Below are 17115 nucleotides of genomic sequence, written 5' to 3' on the forward strand. Positions count from 1 at the left end.
TCGTTTGAAGCGCCTCTACGCGCTTTTTCGGGTTTCGGGGCGGGCCCATTCGGGCAACCAGTCGCCATGCGCGGCCAGAAGGTCATGGGTCAGATCCCAGATCTGGTCGAGGTCCAGCTCGGCCGCCGTATGCGGGTCCATCATCGCGGCGTGGTAGATATGTTCCGGGTTCTCGGTCAGGAGCGCCTGAACCGTCAGATCCTGCACGTTGATGTTGGTGCGCATCAGCGCGATCAGCTGCGGCGGGATATTCCGCACGACCGTGGGGTGCAGGCCGTTGTCATCGACAAGCGTCGGCACCTCGACGGCGCAGCCATCGGGCAGCTGCGGGATCAGACCGGTGTTGCGCACATTTCCGTAGATCACCGAAGGCTCCCCCGTGACGACGGAATTCACGATGTCGGAGGCATATTCGTGGCTGGGCTCCACGATGACCTCGTTGGCCTCGCGGTATTGCTGGGCCTGCACATCCCAGCGTTCGATCTGCTCGATGCAGCGCTTGGGATATTCATCCAGCGGAATGCCGAACTTCTCGATCAGGTCGGGGCGGTCGCGCTTGATGAAATAGGGCACGTATTCCGCGAAATGCTCGGAGCTTTCGGTCACGAAATATCCCAGCTTCATCAGCATCTCGTAGCGCACCTTGTTGGGGCAGCGCGGGTTCCATGTGCTGGGCTTGGGGATCTCGCCCGCCAGATAGCCGCGCCGCAGGTCGGGATAGAGATCGCGATAGGTGCCGTCCGGCTGGCGGTGTTCGAAATTGAGGTAGAACGCCATGTGGTTGATGCCCGCCGCCGTGTAACGAAGGTCGGAGGAGGCCAGATCGAGGTCGCGGGCCAGTTCGGCCGCCGTGCCCTGCACCGAATGGCACAGGCCCACCTGACGGATCTCGGGGAACTTGGCGCCGATGGCCCATGTGTTGATCGCCATCGGGTTGACATATTGCATCATGATGGCGTCGGGGCAGACCTCCATCATGTCCTGACAGATCGACCACAGGTGGGGCACGGTCCGGATGCCGCGCATGATCCCGCCGATGCCAAGGGTATCGGCGATGGTCTGGCGCAGGCCGAATTTCTTGGGCACCTCGAAATCGGTGATCGTGCAGGGATCATAGCCGCCGACCTGAAAACAGCAGACCACGAAATCGGCGCCATCGAGCGCGCGGCGCTGATCGGTATAGGTTTCGACCTTGGCATGGCCGCCAAGGGTCTGGGCCATCTTTCCGACGACGATCTCGGATTCCTCGAGCCGCTGGGGATTGATATCCATCAGCCGGATCGTTGCGTCCCGGACGGATTTCCGCTGCAGGACGTCGCCGGCGATGTTCTTGGTAAAGACGGTGCTGCCAGCACCGATGAAGGTGATCGTTGTCATGTTGCAATCTCGAATGCTGCGCGGACAAGCCGCTTGGTGTAGTCGGATTTCGGGTTCACGAGAACCTGGTTCACGGGGCCCTGTTCGACGATCTTTCCGTACTGCATCACCATCACGCGGTGGCACAAAGTGCGAACAACTTTCAGATCGTGGCTGATGAACAGGTAGGAGAGCCCCTTTTCTCGCTGGAGTTTGCGCAAGAGCGCGATGATCTGCGCCTGAACGGACAGATCCAGAGCCGAGGTCGGCTCATCGAGGAGTATGAATTCGGGCTCCAGCGCGATGGCCCGCGCGATGGCAAGGCGCTGACGCTGGCCGCCCGAGAATTCGTGCGGAAACCGATTGGTGATCGTGTCGGGCAGGCCCGCTTCGCGCAGCGCCTGCTTGACCCGTTCATAGCGATCGGCGCGGTTGCGCCCGATCCCGTTGACGACAAGACCCTCTTCGATGATCTGGCGCACCGACATGCGCGGATTGAGCGAGGAAAAGGGGTCCTGAAAGACGATCTGCATCCGGCTTCGCAGCGGTTTCATCTGGCGCCGGTTAAAGGCCTCGATCGCATCGCCAAAGAACTTCACCCGGCCGTCGTTCATATCGATCAGCCGCAGGAGCGCCTGTCCGAACGTCGTCTTGCCCGAACCGGATTCGCCCACAAGACCAAGGGTTTCCCCCTTGCGCAGATCGAGATCAAGACCGTCGACGGCGATCAGCTTCGATGTCGTGCCCTTGAAGAAGCCACCCTTGCGGAGCGAGAATTCAACCCGCACGCCCTCGCCCGACAGGACCGGATCGCCGCCTTCCTCGATCGGGTTGGCGACGCCCGTGGGTTCGGCCGCGATCAGCCGCTTGGTGTAGGGATTGGTGGGGTTGGCAAAGATCTCTTCGGTCGGGCCGTGTTCGCGGACCTCGCCGTGCTGCATCACGTAGACCCGGTCGGCGAATTGCCGGACGACCGTCAGGTCGTGGGTGATCAGGATCACGCCCATCCCGTATTTCCGTTTCAGGTCGTCGATCAGATGCAGGATTTCGGCCTGCACCGTGACATCGAGCGCGGTCGTGGGCTCGTCCGCGATCAGGACATCGGGCCGGTTGGCCAGCGCCATCGCGATCATGACCCGTTGCCGCTGCCCGCCAGACAACTGGTGGGGATATTGGTTCACCCGCGCGTCGGGTTCGGGGATGCGCACCTCGTCCAGAAGTTCGATCGAACGCTGCCACGCCTGCTTTTTCGACAGTTTCTGGTGCAGGATCAGTGTCTCGGACAGCTGCACCCCGATCCGGTAGATCGGGTTCAGCGACGACATCGGCTCCTGAAAGATCATCGCGATCCGATCGCCGCGCAGCTTGCGCATCTCGGCCTCGGAGAGGCGGGCCATATCCTTGCCCTTGTAGTCGATCCGCGTGGCCTCGGCGACGGTCGCGCGTTTCGACAAGAGCCGCATGACGGCGCGCGCCGTCACCGACTTGCCCGACCCGGATTCGCCCACAAGCGCCGTCGTCTGACCGGGATACAGGACAAAGGACACATCGCGAACGGCCTCGACGGTGCCGCCGTCGACCTTGAAGGTCACACCCACCTTGTGGGCATCGATGATCGGGGACATCTCGTTCATTGCCAGCGCCTCAATAGGGATCGACCGCGTCGCGCAGGCCATCGCCCAGCGCGTTGAATGCAAAGACGGTCAGAAGGACAAAGCCCACCGGCGACAGGATCCAGGGATAGGATCCGATCACGCTGAACGTGCCCGCATCCTGCAACATAAGACCCCATGACATCAGCGGCGGCTTCACTGCAAAGCCGAGGAAGCCGAGAAAGCTCTCCAGAAGCACGATCGTCGGGATCCCCAGCGTGATCGCCACGATCACGTGGCTGAGAACGTTGGGCAGGATGTGCCGCGTGATGATCCGCCAGTCGCCCGCCCCCACTGCCAGCGCCGCGCGCACATAATCGATCCGGCGAAGCGCGAGCGTCTTGGACCTCACCTCCCGGCTGAGCTGTGCCCAGCCAAGGCCCACGATGACCAGCACGACGAATGTCAGGAACAGGGTCGAGGGCGCGGTCACCGGGATCAGCGTCGCAAGCGCGAGGTAGAAGGGCAGTTGCGGAAAGGCGAGGATGATCTCGACGAACCGCTGGAACCACATGTCGAACCGGCCGCCGATATAGCCCGAAGTGATACCCACCAGCGTGCCGATGATCGTGATCAGCGTGATCGAGGTCAGCGCGATGGCCAGAGAGATTTTCGACCCGATGATACCGCGGCTCAGAATGTCGCGGCCCAGCTTGTCGGTGCCCAGAAGATGCAGCGGCGATCCGTCTTCGGCGCCGATGAAATGGCGGTCGAAGGTCATTCCGAGCATCTTGTATTCCCAGCCCTTGGCAAAGAACACGATCCTGCGCGGATTGTCGTAATCGGGCCCGTTCAGGGGCTGGAAGGTCACCGGGTCAAGCTCGTCGGATTCGACGATGGGAAAGGCCACCGGGAACAACCGCCAGCCGGCCTCGGGCCCGTCACCCGGCACATACCAGCTGATCTTGTCGGGCGGGGCGAAGGCGATGTTCGGCTCCTTGGGGTTCATCGGCGCAAAGAATTGCGCAAACAGCGCCACGATCAGCAGGATCATCACGAGGATGAGGCCCATCATGCCGGGGATCGAGCGGCGGAACCGGCGCCAGACAAGTGTCCAGTAATTCTCGCCCTCGCCACTGATCGTCGTGACGCGAAGATCGGCCTCTTCCTGTTCTGCCAGTTCCTCGATCTCGCGCAGCTCGTCGGGCTGATGTTCATCGGAGGGAAGCGGGTTGATCTGGTCGGTCATCAGTCGTTCCCCACCCGGATGCGCGGATCAAGCACCGCAAGCAGCATGTCGGCGATGATGTTGCCGATGATCAGCGTGGCCCCCAGAACCAGCAGCAGCGTCGCGGTCACGTAGACATCGCCGATCCCCATCGAGCCCACGATGGCAGGGCCGACGGTGGCAAGGCTGAAGACGATCGCCACCTCGATCTCGCCGGTCAGCATGTAGGGCATGATCACCCCCTGATAGGCCACGAGCGGATGGAGCGCGTTGGGCACCGCGTGCCCCATGATCACCCGCCGCTCGCTCAGCCCCTTGGCGCGGGCGGTTTCTACGTATTGCGCGTTCAGCGTGTCCAGAAGGTTTCCCCGCATCACGCGCATGTTGTAGGCCAGCCCCCCGATCGTCGCGATAAAGACGACGGGCCAGACATGTTCAATCAGGTTCCAGAGCTTCGCCCAGTTGAAATCGAACGGCCCGAGCCAATAGGGCTGTCCCCCGTATCTGGAGGAATAGAAGCTGCCCAGTTCCTGCACGTTCAGCTTGAACGCCAGCACATAGAGAATGATCAGCGCCAGAAGGAAGCGCGGGATCGTCATGCCAAGGAACGAGATGAACGACAGGACGGTGTCGGTCCAGCTGTATTGCCGGGTCGCCGCCAGAATTCCGAATGTGATCCCCAGGAGCGAGGCGAAGAAATGGCAGACCAGCGCCAGCATGATCGTCCGCGGGAGCCGCTCGCCGACCACGTCGGCCACGGGCTTGTTGTAATAGAAGGAATGTCCGAAATCGCCGCGGGTCACGATGCCCGTCACCCAGCGAATGTATTGCACCACGATGGGATCGTTCAGGCCGTTTTCTTCGCGGTACCGCTCGGCCGCGGCATCGGCGGCGGCGATGGTCGCATTGCCCTGGGTGATCATGTTGGATCGGATGAAATCCGCGTAATCGCCCGGCGGTGCGTTGATGATCGCGAAGGTGATGATGCTCATCACGATCAGCACGGGAATGGCCTGAAGCAACCGGATGACAAGAAAACGAAGCATCGGTCAATCCTCGGGTGGAAAGGAAAGGTCGGGGAAAGGCCGGGGCGGGACACATGTCCCCGCCCCGTCCAGGGAGGAACTCCCTTAGCCGGCGGTCACCGGACCATCGTCACCCGGAAGCGTGTTCGGGTGCAGCTCGTGGTCCGCTTGGGCATCGGCCGGCACGTACACGCGTTCGCGGATTATGTTGTCCTCCGCCCAGTTGTACATGAAGATCGGTGCCCCTGCCGGGATGTTGGCAAAGCGCTTGTTGATGATCAGCGCGCCCGGATAGGCGGTCAGACCCACACCGTAGAGGTTCTCGGTGTAGAGCCGCTGATACTGGCTCATCAGCTCGGACCGCTCGGCCGCATCGCGGCTGCCGATGAAGGCATTGACCACATCGACCATTTCTTGCTCCCACGGCAGCAGATCCAGCTCGCCATCCGCATTGGCACGGTGGTTGAGCGAGGTCTGCGCACCCACGGGCGCCAGTTCCGTGGTGTTCTGGACCACGGTGATCAGCGACGTGCCGTTGCGCAGCACCATCCAGTCATACCGGCCGGAGTTCTGCGCCGCGTCCCGGTCATTGCCGGTCAGCAGGTTCAGAGCGGCCTGGATGCCCGCCTCTTCCAGCATCGCCACCACACCTTCCGCGAGGTTGCGGTCGGTCTGATAGTCGGTGTTGGCGAGGATGGTGATCTGGACGTTGCCGCCATCCATCATCCCCTCGGGCCAGTTGTAGAAGCCGTCACCATCGGTGTCGGCAAGGCCCGCCGCTTCGAAATGCGCACGCGCAGACTCGAGGCTGTAGGGATAGAAGACGGTCGACGCCTCGTCGTAGTAGGACGTCCCGGCATAAAGACCGCCCGGATACTGAACGGTGAACGGCCCTTTCACGAGCGATTCACCAAGGCGCACGCGATCCATGGCCTGGGTGATGCCCTTGCGGAAATCGGCGTTGCGGTTCAATTCGCGCACGGCCTGTGCCCGCTCGTCCGGTTCGCCCCAGCCATTGCCCGAGAGGTTCGGATAGAGCGTGTAGCCGATCGTCCGCGGACCAAAGGCCAGACGTGCCGGGGCATCGTCCTCGGCCGAACGGCGCAGGGATTCGACGTAGTTTTCAGGCTGTTCGAGGTTCGAGAAATCGCCCGTTCCGGCAACCGCCTGAACGTCACGATCCGCCCAGGTCGACAGGCGATAGTGCACCTCGTCGAGATAGGGCAGCTGGTTCCCCTCTTCGTCCACCTTCCAGTAATAGGGGTTGCGCCGCAGAACGATGATGTCGTCGGCACGATACTCGACCGGAACCCACGCGCCCATCACCGGGAAGCCCATGTCTTCGGGCGGGAAGGCGTTGATGAACTGTTCCATCGTGTTGTCGGAATAGCTCGGGTGGACCGGCTTGAGAACGTGGCTCGGCCCGGGGCAGAAGTTGCCGTAGGCAAAGTTGTAGAGCACCGATTCCGGGAACGCCGTCGTGAAGGTCATCGTGAAGGTGTAGTCATCCACGATCTCGAGGGTCGTCCCTTCGCCATAGGTCGTCTGGGTCGCACCGTTGAGCGGGGTGACTTCGCCGTTCATGACGATATCGTTCCAGTAGAAATCGATATCCTCGGTGTCGAAGGGGTCTCCGTCGGACCAGTGGGCGCCCTCGATGAGGTTCACCGTCAGCATCATGCCGTCATCCGACCATTCCCACGACTTGGCGAGGTTCGGCATCGGCTCGAGGTCTTCGGGATTGATCGTGAAGAGCGGGCCGGTGCGCGTCAGACATTCGGTCATGCCGATGTCGATGCCGCCCCAGCCCTGCGACTGGCCGCCCCAGTAGTTCCAGCCCTCGGGCCGTCCACCGATCACGTGGCGCAGGGTGCCGCCGTAATCGCCGATCCCGTCGGGCATGTTGCCGGCCTTGTAGACCATCGGCTCGGCCGGCAGACGCTCGGCAACCGGGGGCAGCATGCCGGCCTCGACGAAGGCAGAGACGAATTCCGGCTCGTTGTAGGATTCGAGCGCGCGGTATTCGAACATGTCGGAACGGTTGACGAAGACCGGCTCCCCCTGCGCCGAGAATTCCGGCGCGGGCGGTGGCGTTGTCGGCTCGACCATCTGCGCGGTCAGCGCAGTGGCAGAAACGCCAAGCATTAGCGCCGGCAACGCGGCGCGTGAAAGTATCTTCATTTGAAGTCCTCCCTATGGCCACTTCTGGCCAAGTCGGTTTGTTTTTGCGCGGCGAACCGACTCCTCAACGGCGCGCCACACCTCAAGCTTGCGCAGGGGGCGGTGCATCGGGCAATGTCGGATTCCAAATAATTTGTCCGGGTTTCAAAGATTCCCATGAAAACAGCTGCCGATTCTCCGACCCTCGCCCCCGGCCCCGATACCACCCCTCCGGCCGAGCGGGACTTCTATGCGCCCGATATCGCCTATGGCCGATTCGGGATGAAACAATTCGCGCCCGACACGATGGAGGCGCCGCATTGGCATGGACATGTGGTGTTCAACCTGCTCACCGGAAACGCCATGCGCTATGATTACGATGGCAGGGAGGTGGTCGTGCCCGACGAACGGATCGTCGCGTTCTGGGCCGGTGTGCCGCACAGATTGATCCGGTTCGAGGACCCGTATCACGGCGGGATGTCCCTCACCAATCTCTACATGCCGGTCGACACCTTCCTCTTCATGCCCCATGTCAGCCAGCTTCAGGTGGCGCTTCTGGGTGGCGCCGTGGTCATGCTTCCGGAAAGCTCGCTATCCAAAGAGACGTTTTATCAATGGCTTGAGGATGACAGATCCGGCAACCCCGAACGCCGTGAGATCCTGCATACAGAGCTGAACGCGGCTCTCAGGCGCAGCCAGCTCGACGGGCTGGAGTTTCTCTCCCTGCCAGATCGGATGTCGTCGGACACTCACCGCTCGAACAGTCGCCAGATCAGCCAGCTTGTCGCGATGATCCGCTATATTCTGGAGAACCTCGAAGAGCCCCTGACCACCGCAGAGGTCGCGACCGTGGCCCGGCTTCATCCCAATTACGCCTCCTCGCTGTTTGCGAAAACACTTCACATTCCTATGAAACGGTTCATCATACGCATGCGGCTTCTGCGGGCCCGCGCGATCCTGATCGATGGTTCGGATCCCATTAGCCATGTCGCCGAAGCGTCCGGGTTTTCATCCATGACGCAATTCTACGAACATTTCAAAGCCGCCTATGACATGAGCCCGCACCAGATGCGCCGGATGTATTCGACCAATGGCTAGCGCCGGCCTTTGCGCCGGGATGGCGGTTCATTATCCAAAAACCCCGAAAGGTCCTGCGCCGGTTTGCGGTCTGGCTCACCGGGCCATGGCGCCGCATCCTGCCCCCGATCACAGGGAGACCTCGAATGAATGACCGCTATTACGCGCCCGGAGGCGGCCACCCGCCGCAGGATCAGCTGCTGACGGATCGCGCCATGTTCACCGAGGCTTACGCGGTGATCCCCAAGGGCACGATGCAGGATATCGTGACCTCCGCCCTGCCGTTCTGGGACAGGACCCGCGCCTGGATCATCGCGCGGCCCCTGTCCGGTTTTGCCGAGACCTTTTCGCAATACATCATGGAAGTGTCGCCCGGCGGCGGATCGGACCGGCCCGAGACCAACCCCGAGGCCGAGGCCGTCTTTTTCGTGGTGTCCGGCAATGCCCGGATCACCATCGGCGACACCGCGCATCCGTTGGAACCGGGCAGCTATGTCTATCTGCCCGCGGGGCAGCTCTGGTCGCTGTGGAATACCCACGATGCGCCGGTCGTCTTTCACTGGATCCGCAAGGCCTATGAGCCGGTGGACGGCATCGACACGCCGGAGGCATTCGTCACGAACGAGGCCGATGTCGCGCCCTCGGTCATGCCCGGCACGGAGGGCAAATGGGCGACGACGCGCTTTGTCGACCCGGCCGATATGCGCCACGACATGCATGTGACCATCGTCACCTTCGAACCCGGTGCCGTTATTCCCTTTGCCGAAACCCATGTGATGGAGCACGGGCTCTACGTTCTGGAGGGCAAGGCCGTCTACCGGCTCAATCAGGATTGGGTCGAGGTCGAGGCGGGCGATTACATGTGGCTGCGCGCGTTTTGCCCGCAGGCCTGCTATGCGGGCGGGCCGGGGCGGTTCCGCTATCTTCTATACAAGGACGTGAACCGGCACATGCCGCTCAGGCTGCGTTAAGGCAGGGTGACGGTCCAGGCCTCGTCGAACCAATGTTCCTCGAGGTTGTCGCCCTCGCCGATCCGGTCGATCACGGCGAACAGCCCCGGCGGATGAAGAGGGGTCAGAACCCCGTGCCATGTGCCGCGATGAAAGTTGATCCCCTGCCCGGGCGCCGTGACAAAGGCCTGCGGCACGCCGGGCCGTCCACCCTTGTCGGGAGCCACGATCACTAGGAACGGATCAAGGCTCATCGGCAGGAACGCCTGACTGCCCAAGGGATGACGCTCCATCATCTCGAGCGTCAGCGGCATCGCCCGGGCCTCGGCCTGAAAGAGGCTGATCCCGGCCCGGCCGGCGCCGAAATCAAGCTGCGCCCTGTCGTGGTAGCGCCCGCAAAGCCCCTGATTGATGATCTTGTCCGGCGCGCCCGAGGCATCGAGCACGTCGCCAAAAGGCGCAAAGCCCTCTGCGTCAAGCGGGGCCGCGATGATCAGCCGATTCATGCGCCCAGCTTGTCGATCAGGCGCAACTCCGCGATGCGTTCGACCTGTCGGCAGGCCTCGGCGATCTCGGTCTCGCGGTCATTGCCGATCCGTCTTTCGAACGCGGCAAGAATGCTGTCCTTGGTGTTGTCGCGCACGGCGATGATGAAGGGAAAGCCGAACTTGGCCGTATAACGCGCGTTGGCATCTTCGAAGGCCGCGCGTTCGGCATCGGTCAGCGCATCGAGCCCGGCAGAGGATTGTTCATTGGCAGATTCGGGCGTCAATCGCCGCGCCTGCGCCAGCTTGCCCGCCAGATCGGGATGCGCCCTGAGCACATCGAGCCGCTTGTCATCGGGGGCGGTTCGGAAGACCCGTGCCAAGGCCGAATGCACCCCGCGAGCGGTGTCGTGGGTCGGACCCAGCTCAAGGCCATGCGCCGCCTCCGCGATCCACGGCGAATGTTCGAAGATACCGCCGAATTCCGAGACGAACTCCGCTTTCGTCATCTCGGACGGGCGCGGCTTTGCCATTGGCGGATGGGTCGCGGCCCAGTGATCGGCGATCTGGCTGCGGGTGGCGAACCAGACCCCCTCGTGCCCCTGGGCGAAGTCGAGGAACCGGCGCAGCGCCTCGATCCGGCCGGGGCGGCCCGCCAACCTGCAATGCAGGCCGATCGACATCATCCTGGGCCGACCCTCCTCGCCCTCGCGATACAGCTCGGCAAAGGTGGCGCGCATGTATTCATAGAATTGTTCGCCCGAATTGAAGCCCTGCGGCGTGGCAAAGCGCATGTCGTTGCAATCAAGCGTATAGGGCACGATCAGGTGATCGCGCCCATCGATCCGTTCCCAATAGGGCAGATCGTCGGCATAGGAATCGGCCAGCCAGTCAAAGCCCAGTTCCGCCCCCAGACGCACCGAATTCATGCTGGCCCGCCCCTGGTAGAACCCGCGCGGGCGCGTGCCCACCACCTCGGTATGAAGGCGGATCGCCTCGGCGATCTGGGCGCGTTCCTCCTCTTCGGGCATGTCCTTGAATTCGATCCATTTCAGGCCGTGGCTCGCGATGTCCCAGCCCGCGTCCTTCATCGCGGCCACCTGTTCGGGCGCGCGCGCAAGCGCGGTGGCCACCGCAAAGACCGTCACCGGCACATCGGCCAGAAGGCGATGGAGCCGCCAGAACCCGGCGCGCGCGCCGTATTCATAGATCGTCTCCATGTTCCAGTGGCGCTGCCCGGGCCATGCCGCCGCGCCCACGATCTCTGACAGAAACGCCTCGGAGGCCGGATCGCCGTGCAGGATATTGTTTTCCCCGCCCTCTTCGTAATTGACGACGATCTGAACCGCGATCTTCGCGCCATCGGGCCAATGGGCCTCGGGCGGTGTCGCGCCGTATCCGGTCATGTCTCTGGGATAACGTGTCATGCGGGCCCTTTCAGAAAGCATCCACTGGATAATTCGAACAAATCGTGATGTTTTTCAAATTATTCCACAAGCTGCATCAAGGCCCGGTCATTTGCCTTCGCCGCGCGGCCGTGCCAGCCTGTTTTTCGATCATTGGGAGGCATCAGATGCCGGGTTATCTCACGACACATGTCCTTGATACCGCGCGGGGCTGCCCTGCCGCAGGGATCGAGATCCTGCTCTATCGTGTGTCTGGCAACAGTCACCGCAAGATCGCGGAGCGGGTGACGAATGCGGATGGCCGCACCGACAGCCCGATCCTGCCGCAGGCGGAGTTCGAGACCGGAACCTACGAGCTGATCTTCCGGGCCGGCGCCTATCTGCGCGCAACGGGTCAGGTCTCGGCCGAGCCGCTGTTCCTTGACGAAGTGCCGATCCGGTTCGGCATGAACGACCCGGAGGCGCATTACCACGTGCCGCTTCTGCTGTCGCCCTACGGCTATTCCACCTATCGCGGAAGCTGAACGGCCGGGGTGGCCTCGCGCACGACACGGGCGATCCGCTCGATCATGAAATCCATGAACAGGCGTGTCTTGGGATCCTGCCCTTTGCGGTGGGTAAAGAGGCAGGCCATCTGGATCGGATCGGGCGGCGTCTGCGTGGCCACCGCCACCAGCCGCCCCGCCGCCAGATGATCGGCCACTTCGAAGACGGGTTTCAGCGCGATCCCGTGGCCGCCCAGCGCCCAGTCGGTCAGCACATCACCGTCATCGGATTCGTAGCGCCCCGAGACCCGGAACCGCCGCACGCCATCCGGCGTGCGCAGCCGCCACTGAAATTCGGTGGCGCCGGGAAAGCGCAGGTTCAGGCAATCGTGCCCCTGCGCGATCAGATCGTCGCCCGAGGCAGGGCAGCCGCGCGCCGCGATATACTCTGGGGCCGCGCACAGGACCCGTTCGACATCCGCAATCTTGCGCATCCGCAGCGTGCTGTCCTCGGGTTGCCCCAGAAAGAACGCCAGATCGAGCCCCTCTCCCGTCATATCGACCTTCCGGTCCGACAGGCGCAGCCGCACCGTCACCTCGGGGTAACGCTCGAGAAAGGCAGGCACATGCGGCGCGATCAGCCGCCGGCCCACGCCCAGCGGTGCCGCCACATGGACAGCGCCCCTCGGATTGTCGGTCAGGTTGACGACCTCGGCCTCGGCGGCCTCCACCGCCTCGAGGATACCGCAGGCACCGCCGTAGAAGGCCTTGCCCTGTTCGGTCGGAGACAGGTTACGCGTTGTGCGCTGGAACAGGCGCACGCCCAATCGCTCCTCAAGTTGCGAAATCCGCGACGATGTCACCGCCGGAGAAATCCGCAGATCTCGACCCGCCGCCGACATGCTGCCAAGCTCGTAGACGCGGACGAAGGTCCGGATGGTGTCGAGATAGGACATTATTCGGTCTTTTTTGATGCTGCTTGGTATTCCTGCGCAATAGCAGAACAATCACAGCCGGCCTAGGCTGGATATCGACCGGGAAATGGAGTGCGACGATGTATGATCTGGCCATCTTGTGGGACTGGACAGCCTTTGCCGTGCGGTGGCTTCACGTGATCACCGCCGTGGCGTGGATAGGCTCGTCCTTCTATTTCATCGCGCTCGATCTGGGCCTGAAGCGCGACATCCCGGGCCCTGCGGATGGCGAGGAATGGCAGGTCCATGGCGGCGGCTTCTATCACATCCAGAAATACCTCGTGGCGCCCGACGCGCTGCCCGAGCATCTGACGTGGTTCAAATGGGAGGCCTATTCGACATGGCTGTCGGGTGCGGCGCTCTTGATGATCGTCTATTGGGTGGGCGGCGAGTTGTTCCTGCTGGACCCGACAAAGGCCGATCTGGCGCTGTGGCAGGGCATCGCGATATCGGCGGCAACGATCGCGGTGGGCTGGCTTCTATATGATGCCCTGTGCAAATCGAAACTGGGCGACTATCCAACCTCGATGATGGTCGCGCTCTTCGCGATCATCGTGGCGATGAGCTGGGGGCTGAACCAGGTCTTCACCGGGCGCGCGGCGCTTCTGCACCTTGGCGCCTTCACCGCGACGATCATGTCGGCCAACGTCTTTTTCATCATCATTCCCAACCAGAAGGTCGTGGTAGCCGATCTCAAGGCGGGCCGCACGCCAGACCCGAAATACGGCAAGATCGCCAAGCTGCGCTCGACCCATAACAACTACCTGACGCTTCCGGTCATCTTCCTGATGCTGTCGAACCACTACCCGCTGGCCTTCGGCACCGAATATGCCTGGATCATCGCGAGCCTCGTTTTCATGATGGGGGTCACGATCCGGCATTTCTTCAACTCGATGCATGCCCGCAAGGGCCGTCCCCACTGGACATGGGCCGTCACCGCCGCCCTGTTCCTCGTGATCGCGTGGCTCTCGACCCAGCCCGGGATGGACAGCTACGACGAGGCCGAAGCCCGGCCTCTGACCGCGATCGAGGCGCAATTCGCCAATGCCGCCGGTTTCGACGCGGCCTATGACACGGTCATCGGCAATTGTTCGATGTGCCACGCACGCGAACCCGTCTGGGGCAACATGCAATGGCCGCCCAAGGGTATCGTGCTCGAGACGGAATCCGATATCGCGCGCCACGCCAAGCTGGTCTATCTTCAGGCCGGCGTAAGCCATGCCATGCCGCCGCCCAACGCCATCCAGATGGACCCGCAGGCCCGCGCCGACATCGTCGAATGGTATCGCGCGGCGACCGGCAGCTAGAGCAGACCACGGGGAGTGAGACATCATGGCCAAGCTGAAGAAGACATCGGCCCAGATGGTCGCCGAAGCTCGCGTCCGCATCGCGGAGGTCGAGACCGCTGACCTGATCGCGCGGCTCGATGACCCCGACACCGTGATCGTCGACATCCGCGACGTGCGCGAACGCCAGCGCACGGGTTATATCCCCGGCTCGATCCACGCGCCGCGCGGCATGATCGAATTCTGGGTCGATCCCGACAGCCCCTATTTCAAGGAGGTCTTCGGTCAGGACGGGAAAGCCTACGTCCTTCACTGCGCAAGCGGCTGGCGCTCGGCCCTGACCGTGGCCACGCTTCAGGACATGGGCTTTGACGCCGCGCATCTCAAGGACGGCTTTTCCGACTGGCTCAAGGCCGGCGGCCCGGTCGAGGGCGCAAAGGACGACTAGGCGCGGAGCTTGACCGCGCCGCCATGGGCGCTCTCGATCACGACGACGTCACCCGCCTCCAGCGGGACGCCGCTGGCATAGCGGAAGCCGTCGTTTCCGCCGCCCGCGCGCTCGACCACCAGGCTGTTCAGGCCGCCGGGCCCTGCCCCGCCAAGAGACCAGACAGGCTCCACCCCGTGCGAGAGCCCCACCGACAGCGTCGCGGGCCCGCGCAATCCGTAGCGGATGCGCACGCCGCGCCCGCCCGGCATCTCGCCCGGTCGTTCGGGCCGGTCTGTCAGCGTCTTTTCCAGAACGTCGAACCCATAGCGCGCCTCTGCGATCTCCACGGGGCAGTTGAACGTATCGCCATGGTTCGTGGAATACATCGCATCGAGGCCCGGCCTGCGGGCCGTGGCGCCCCAGCCGCCCATTTGCGGCTCCACCATCGTGTAGCGCCGCCCGGTATCCGGATGTTTGCCCGCAATCACCGTGCCGAAGACAGAGGCGAAACTCCCGGCGGGGAGCCGCCCGGGCATCGCGTCAGCCAGACAATGCCACAGCATGTCGACCAGCTTCAGCCGGGTCTCGAAATAATAGCCATGCGGCGCATCGGGGCCCGCATGAAAGATCGTGCCCGGCGTCGTCAGCACCTCGAGCGGTGCGAAACTGCCGGCATTGGCAAAGCGTTCGGGATCGGTCAGCGCCTTGAACAGGATCTGGCACGCGATCAGCGCGCCGTCACGACCCGTGTTATAGGGGCCGGTCGCCTGAATCGGCGCGTCGCGCAGATCGACACGGAACCGGTCCTTCGTGATCTCGATCCCCGCTTGCCAGACCGCGCCGTCATCCTGCCGCGCCTCGATCGAAAACCGCCCCTCGGGCAGTTCGGCCAGCCCGGCCCGCGCCCGCGCCTCGCCCACCTTGCGGGCCTCGACAATCGCGGCCTCGAGCGCGTCGGCGCCGTAGCGCGCGCACAGCCCCCGGATCAGCGCCGCCGCCCGCCGCCCGGCCGAAACTTGTGACCACAGATCACCGGTCACGAAATCGGGCAACCGCGAATTGGTGCGGATGATGTCGAAGACGGCTTCGTTGGCCTGCCCCTTGGAGAACAGCTTGACCATCGGCAGGCGCAGCCCTTCGGCCACGATCTCGGTCACGTCAACGGGCATGGAACCCGGTGTCTTGCCGCCGACATCCCCCCAATGGGCGATGGAGGCGACCCAGGCCACGCGACGGCCCTCGTGAAAGACGGGCTCGGCCAGCACGATATCGCTCAGATGGGTGACGCCGCCGTAGTTGGGATCGTTCGTGACGAAGAGATCACCCTCTGCGACATCCTCGCCATAGCGTGCGACGATGGCCGTGACCGATTTGTCCAGCACGCCCACGAAGGACGGTATCCCCGCGCCTGAGCTGACCAGCGCGCCGTTGGCATCCGTGATCCCGGTGCCCACGTCGAGCACCTCGTAGATGATCGGGCTCATCGCCGTCTTGCGAAGAACCTCGAACATCTCCTCGGCGGCACTGTCCAGCGCGGCCTGGATCACGTCGGTCGTAAAGGGATCAGACATCGATCCGCTTGGCGTCCCTTGGCAATTCCGACAGGATTTCCGGCCCGTCGGCCCGCAGGATCACGATCTCTTCGAGCCTGAGGCCGAACCGGCCCGACAGGTAGATGCCCGGCTCGATCGAAAAGACCATGCCCTCGTCGAGAACCGTCTCGGACGAGGCGCTGATCCATGGCGGCTCGTGCACTTCGGTGCCCAGGCCATGGCCCAGACGATGCAGGAAATTCTCTCCGTAGCCCGCCTCCGCGATGACGCCACGGGCGGCATCGTCAAGGACATGCGCCTTGACCCCGGGGCGCGCGACCTCGATCGCGGCCTCGACCGCGCGGTTGACGATGGCATGGACCTCGTCGAACCCCTCCGGCGCCTCCCCCATCACGGCCATGCGCGTGATATCCGAGGAATAGCCCTCTGATCCGCCGCCGATATCCATCACGACGACATCGCCCTCTTTCAGGACCGTCGTGCCTGTGTGGTGATGCGGCATCGCGCCGTTCGGGCCCGCGCCCACGATGGAGAACAACGGCTTTGCACCCTCGGAGACGAAATGCGCGCGCGCCACGGCGGCCACTTCCTCTTCGGTCATGCCGGGCTTCATGGCGGCCCAGGCGGCCTGCATCGCGCGGTCGGCCTGAAGCGCGTTGCGCTTGAGCGCGGCGTATTCATCGGCATCTTTGCGCATCCTGAGCGCGCCGACGGTGCTTTCACAGAATTGCCGTTTCGCGTTCAGAAGCCTGTCCTGAACAAGGGCCGCATGATCGGCGCGCATGGTTTCATCCACCACGAATGACCCCGCATTGCCCGCCCCGAAATCATCGAGAAGCCGGTCGAGCGCGCCCTTCGGCCCCTCGTCGTCCGACCATTCATAGAACGGCAGATCGGTCTGCCGTCCGGCGCTTTCGGCCTCGAGCACGGGCATCAGGAACCCGGCGTGACCCTTTGTCACCATGGCCAGAACGGGGCGTTCGTCGGCATGGGGATGCACGTCAAGCAACCATCCCAGATGGGCGCCGGGGCCCAGAACCACGAGGTCCACGCCCTCTTCGTCCATCTTGGCGCGCAGCCGGGCGAGCCTTGCATCGGATTTGGTCAT

The 17115-nt window shown here is 63.3% G+C and carries 15 protein-coding genes; 5 read left to right on the plus strand and 10 right to left on the minus strand.

From position 1 onward, the window contains the following. Positions 1-15: 15 nt before the first annotated feature. From melA to EP376_RS14280, 5 genes are all read right to left on the minus strand, one after another. A complete protein-coding gene (gene melA, locus EP376_RS14260; RefSeq protein ID WP_127656288.1) occupies positions 16-1377 on the minus strand; it encodes an alpha-glucosidase/alpha-galactosidase in 1362 nt (453 codons plus the stop codon). After that, positions 1374-2990 carry an ABC transporter ATP-binding protein gene (locus tag EP376_RS14265; RefSeq protein ID WP_127656289.1) on the minus strand — a complete coding sequence of 539 codons (1617 nt, stop codon included), beginning with the start codon at positions 2988-2990 and terminating at the stop codon, positions 1374-1376. Before EP376_RS14265 ends, melA begins: the two co-directional genes overlap by 4 nt. A gap of 10 nt (positions 2991-3000) precedes the next feature. Next, positions 3001-4197, minus strand: coding sequence for an ABC transporter permease (locus EP376_RS14270; RefSeq protein ID WP_127656290.1), 1197 nt, complete (start codon positions 4195-4197; stop codon positions 3001-3003). Continuing rightward, a complete protein-coding gene (locus tag EP376_RS14275) occupies positions 4197-5222 on the minus strand; it encodes an ABC transporter permease (RefSeq protein WP_127656291.1) in 1026 nt (341 codons plus the stop codon). The genes EP376_RS14270 and EP376_RS14275 overlap by 1 nt, the downstream gene beginning before the upstream one ends. Positions 5223-5306: 84 nt before the next feature. After that, positions 5307-7382, minus strand: coding sequence for an ABC transporter substrate-binding protein (locus tag EP376_RS14280; RefSeq protein ID WP_127656292.1), 2076 nt, complete (start codon positions 7380-7382; stop codon positions 5307-5309). A 156-nt stretch (positions 7383-7538) separates the two neighbouring features. Between EP376_RS14280 and EP376_RS14285 the strand changes: the two genes are divergently transcribed. Next, positions 7539-8459, plus strand: coding sequence for a helix-turn-helix domain-containing protein (locus EP376_RS14285; protein ID WP_127656293.1), 921 nt, complete (start codon positions 7539-7541; stop codon positions 8457-8459). Positions 8460-8584: 125 nt separating this feature from the next. Further along, complete coding sequence (locus tag EP376_RS14290; RefSeq protein ID WP_127656294.1) at positions 8585-9409, plus strand: bifunctional allantoicase/(S)-ureidoglycine aminohydrolase; 825 nt, start codon at positions 8585-8587, stop codon at positions 9407-9409. Here the strand turns inward: EP376_RS14290 and EP376_RS14295 are convergent. Next, complete coding sequence (locus EP376_RS14295) at positions 9406-9894, minus strand: ureidoglycolate lyase (protein ID WP_127656295.1); 489 nt, start codon at positions 9892-9894, stop codon at positions 9406-9408. The genes EP376_RS14290 and EP376_RS14295 overlap by 4 nt on opposite strands. Continuing rightward, the gene (gene puuE / locus EP376_RS14300; RefSeq protein WP_127656296.1) at positions 9891-11300 is read right to left on the minus strand and encodes an allantoinase PuuE; all 1410 of its coding nucleotides are present in this window, start codon (positions 11298-11300) and stop codon (positions 9891-9893) included. Before puuE ends, EP376_RS14295 begins: the two co-directional genes overlap by 4 nt. Positions 11301-11446: 146 nt before the next feature. Between puuE and uraH the strand changes: the two genes are divergently transcribed. Beyond that, on the plus strand, positions 11447-11803 hold the full coding sequence (gene uraH / locus EP376_RS14305) for a hydroxyisourate hydrolase (RefSeq protein ID WP_127656297.1): 357 nt from the start codon (positions 11447-11449) through the stop codon (positions 11801-11803). On the opposite strand, the gene EP376_RS14310 is transcribed toward uraH, so the two are convergent. Continuing rightward, positions 11788-12720: a LysR family transcriptional regulator gene (locus tag EP376_RS14310; RefSeq protein WP_127656298.1), complete on the minus strand. Its 933-nt coding sequence runs from the start codon at positions 12718-12720 to the stop codon at positions 11788-11790. The genes uraH and EP376_RS14310 overlap by 16 nt on opposite strands. 98 nt (positions 12721-12818) lie before the next feature. On the opposite strand from EP376_RS14310, the gene EP376_RS14315 reads away from it, so the two are divergent. Next, the gene (locus EP376_RS14315) at positions 12819-14045 is read left to right on the plus strand and encodes a urate hydroxylase PuuD (RefSeq protein ID WP_127656299.1); all 1227 of its coding nucleotides are present in this window, start codon (positions 12819-12821) and stop codon (positions 14043-14045) included. Positions 14046-14070: 25 nt separating this feature from the next. After that, positions 14071-14472, plus strand: coding sequence for a rhodanese-like domain-containing protein (locus EP376_RS14320; RefSeq protein WP_127656300.1), 402 nt, complete (start codon positions 14071-14073; stop codon positions 14470-14472). Here EP376_RS14320 and EP376_RS14325 read toward each other — a convergent pair. Together EP376_RS14325 and EP376_RS14330 are read right to left on the minus strand one after the other, a co-directional pair. After that, positions 14469-16025 carry a hydantoinase B/oxoprolinase family protein gene (locus EP376_RS14325; RefSeq protein ID WP_127656301.1) on the minus strand — a complete coding sequence of 519 codons (1557 nt, stop codon included), beginning with the start codon at positions 16023-16025 and terminating at the stop codon, positions 14469-14471. The two genes, EP376_RS14320 and EP376_RS14325, sit on opposite strands and share 4 nt — an antisense overlap. After that, the gene (locus EP376_RS14330; RefSeq protein ID WP_127656302.1) at positions 16018-17115 is read right to left on the minus strand and encodes a M24 family metallopeptidase; all 1098 of its coding nucleotides are present in this window, start codon (positions 17113-17115) and stop codon (positions 16018-16020) included. The genes EP376_RS14325 and EP376_RS14330 overlap by 8 nt, the downstream gene beginning before the upstream one ends.

This window comes from Alexandriicola marinus (assembly GCF_004000435.1).
Classification (GTDB): Bacteria; Pseudomonadota; Alphaproteobacteria; order Rhodobacterales; family Rhodobacteraceae; genus Alexandriicola; species Alexandriicola marinus.

Bases quoted from the DNA above. Each gene is read 5' to 3' on its own strand.
- melA (WP_127656288.1), bottom strand. From the start codon at position 1,377: ATGACAACGATCACCTTCATCGGTGCTGGCAGCACCGTCTTTACCAAG.
- EP376_RS14265 (WP_127656289.1), bottom strand. From the start codon at position 2,990: ATGAACGAGATGTCCCCGATCATCGATGCCCACAAGGTGGGTGTGACC.
- EP376_RS14270 (WP_127656290.1), bottom strand. From the start codon at position 4,197: ATGACCGACCAGATCAACCCGCTTCCCTCCGATGAACATCAGCCCGAC.
- EP376_RS14275 (WP_127656291.1), bottom strand. From the start codon at position 5,222: ATGCTTCGTTTTCTTGTCATCCGGTTGCTTCAGGCCATTCCCGTGCTG.
- EP376_RS14280 (WP_127656292.1), bottom strand. From the start codon at position 7,382: ATGAAGATACTTTCACGCGCCGCGTTGCCGGCGCTAATGCTTGGCGTT.
- EP376_RS14285 (WP_127656293.1), top strand. From the start codon at position 7,539: ATGAAAACAGCTGCCGATTCTCCGACCCTCGCCCCCGGCCCCGATACC.
- EP376_RS14290 (WP_127656294.1), top strand. From the start codon at position 8,585: ATGAATGACCGCTATTACGCGCCCGGAGGCGGCCACCCGCCGCAGGAT.
- EP376_RS14295 (WP_127656295.1), bottom strand. From the start codon at position 9,894: ATGAATCGGCTGATCATCGCGGCCCCGCTTGACGCAGAGGGCTTTGCG.
- puuE (WP_127656296.1), bottom strand. From the start codon at position 11,300: ATGACACGTTATCCCAGAGACATGACCGGATACGGCGCGACACCGCCC.
- uraH (WP_127656297.1), top strand. From the start codon at position 11,447: ATGCCGGGTTATCTCACGACACATGTCCTTGATACCGCGCGGGGCTGC.
- EP376_RS14310 (WP_127656298.1), bottom strand. From the start codon at position 12,720: ATGTCCTATCTCGACACCATCCGGACCTTCGTCCGCGTCTACGAGCTT.
- EP376_RS14315 (WP_127656299.1), top strand. From the start codon at position 12,819: ATGTATGATCTGGCCATCTTGTGGGACTGGACAGCCTTTGCCGTGCGG.
- EP376_RS14320 (WP_127656300.1), top strand. From the start codon at position 14,071: ATGGCCAAGCTGAAGAAGACATCGGCCCAGATGGTCGCCGAAGCTCGC.
- EP376_RS14325 (WP_127656301.1), bottom strand. From the start codon at position 16,025: ATGTCTGATCCCTTTACGACCGACGTGATCCAGGCCGCGCTGGACAGT.
- EP376_RS14330 (WP_127656302.1), bottom strand. From the start codon at position 17,115: ATGACCAAATCCGATGCAAGGCTCGCCCGGCTGCGCGCCAAGATGGAC.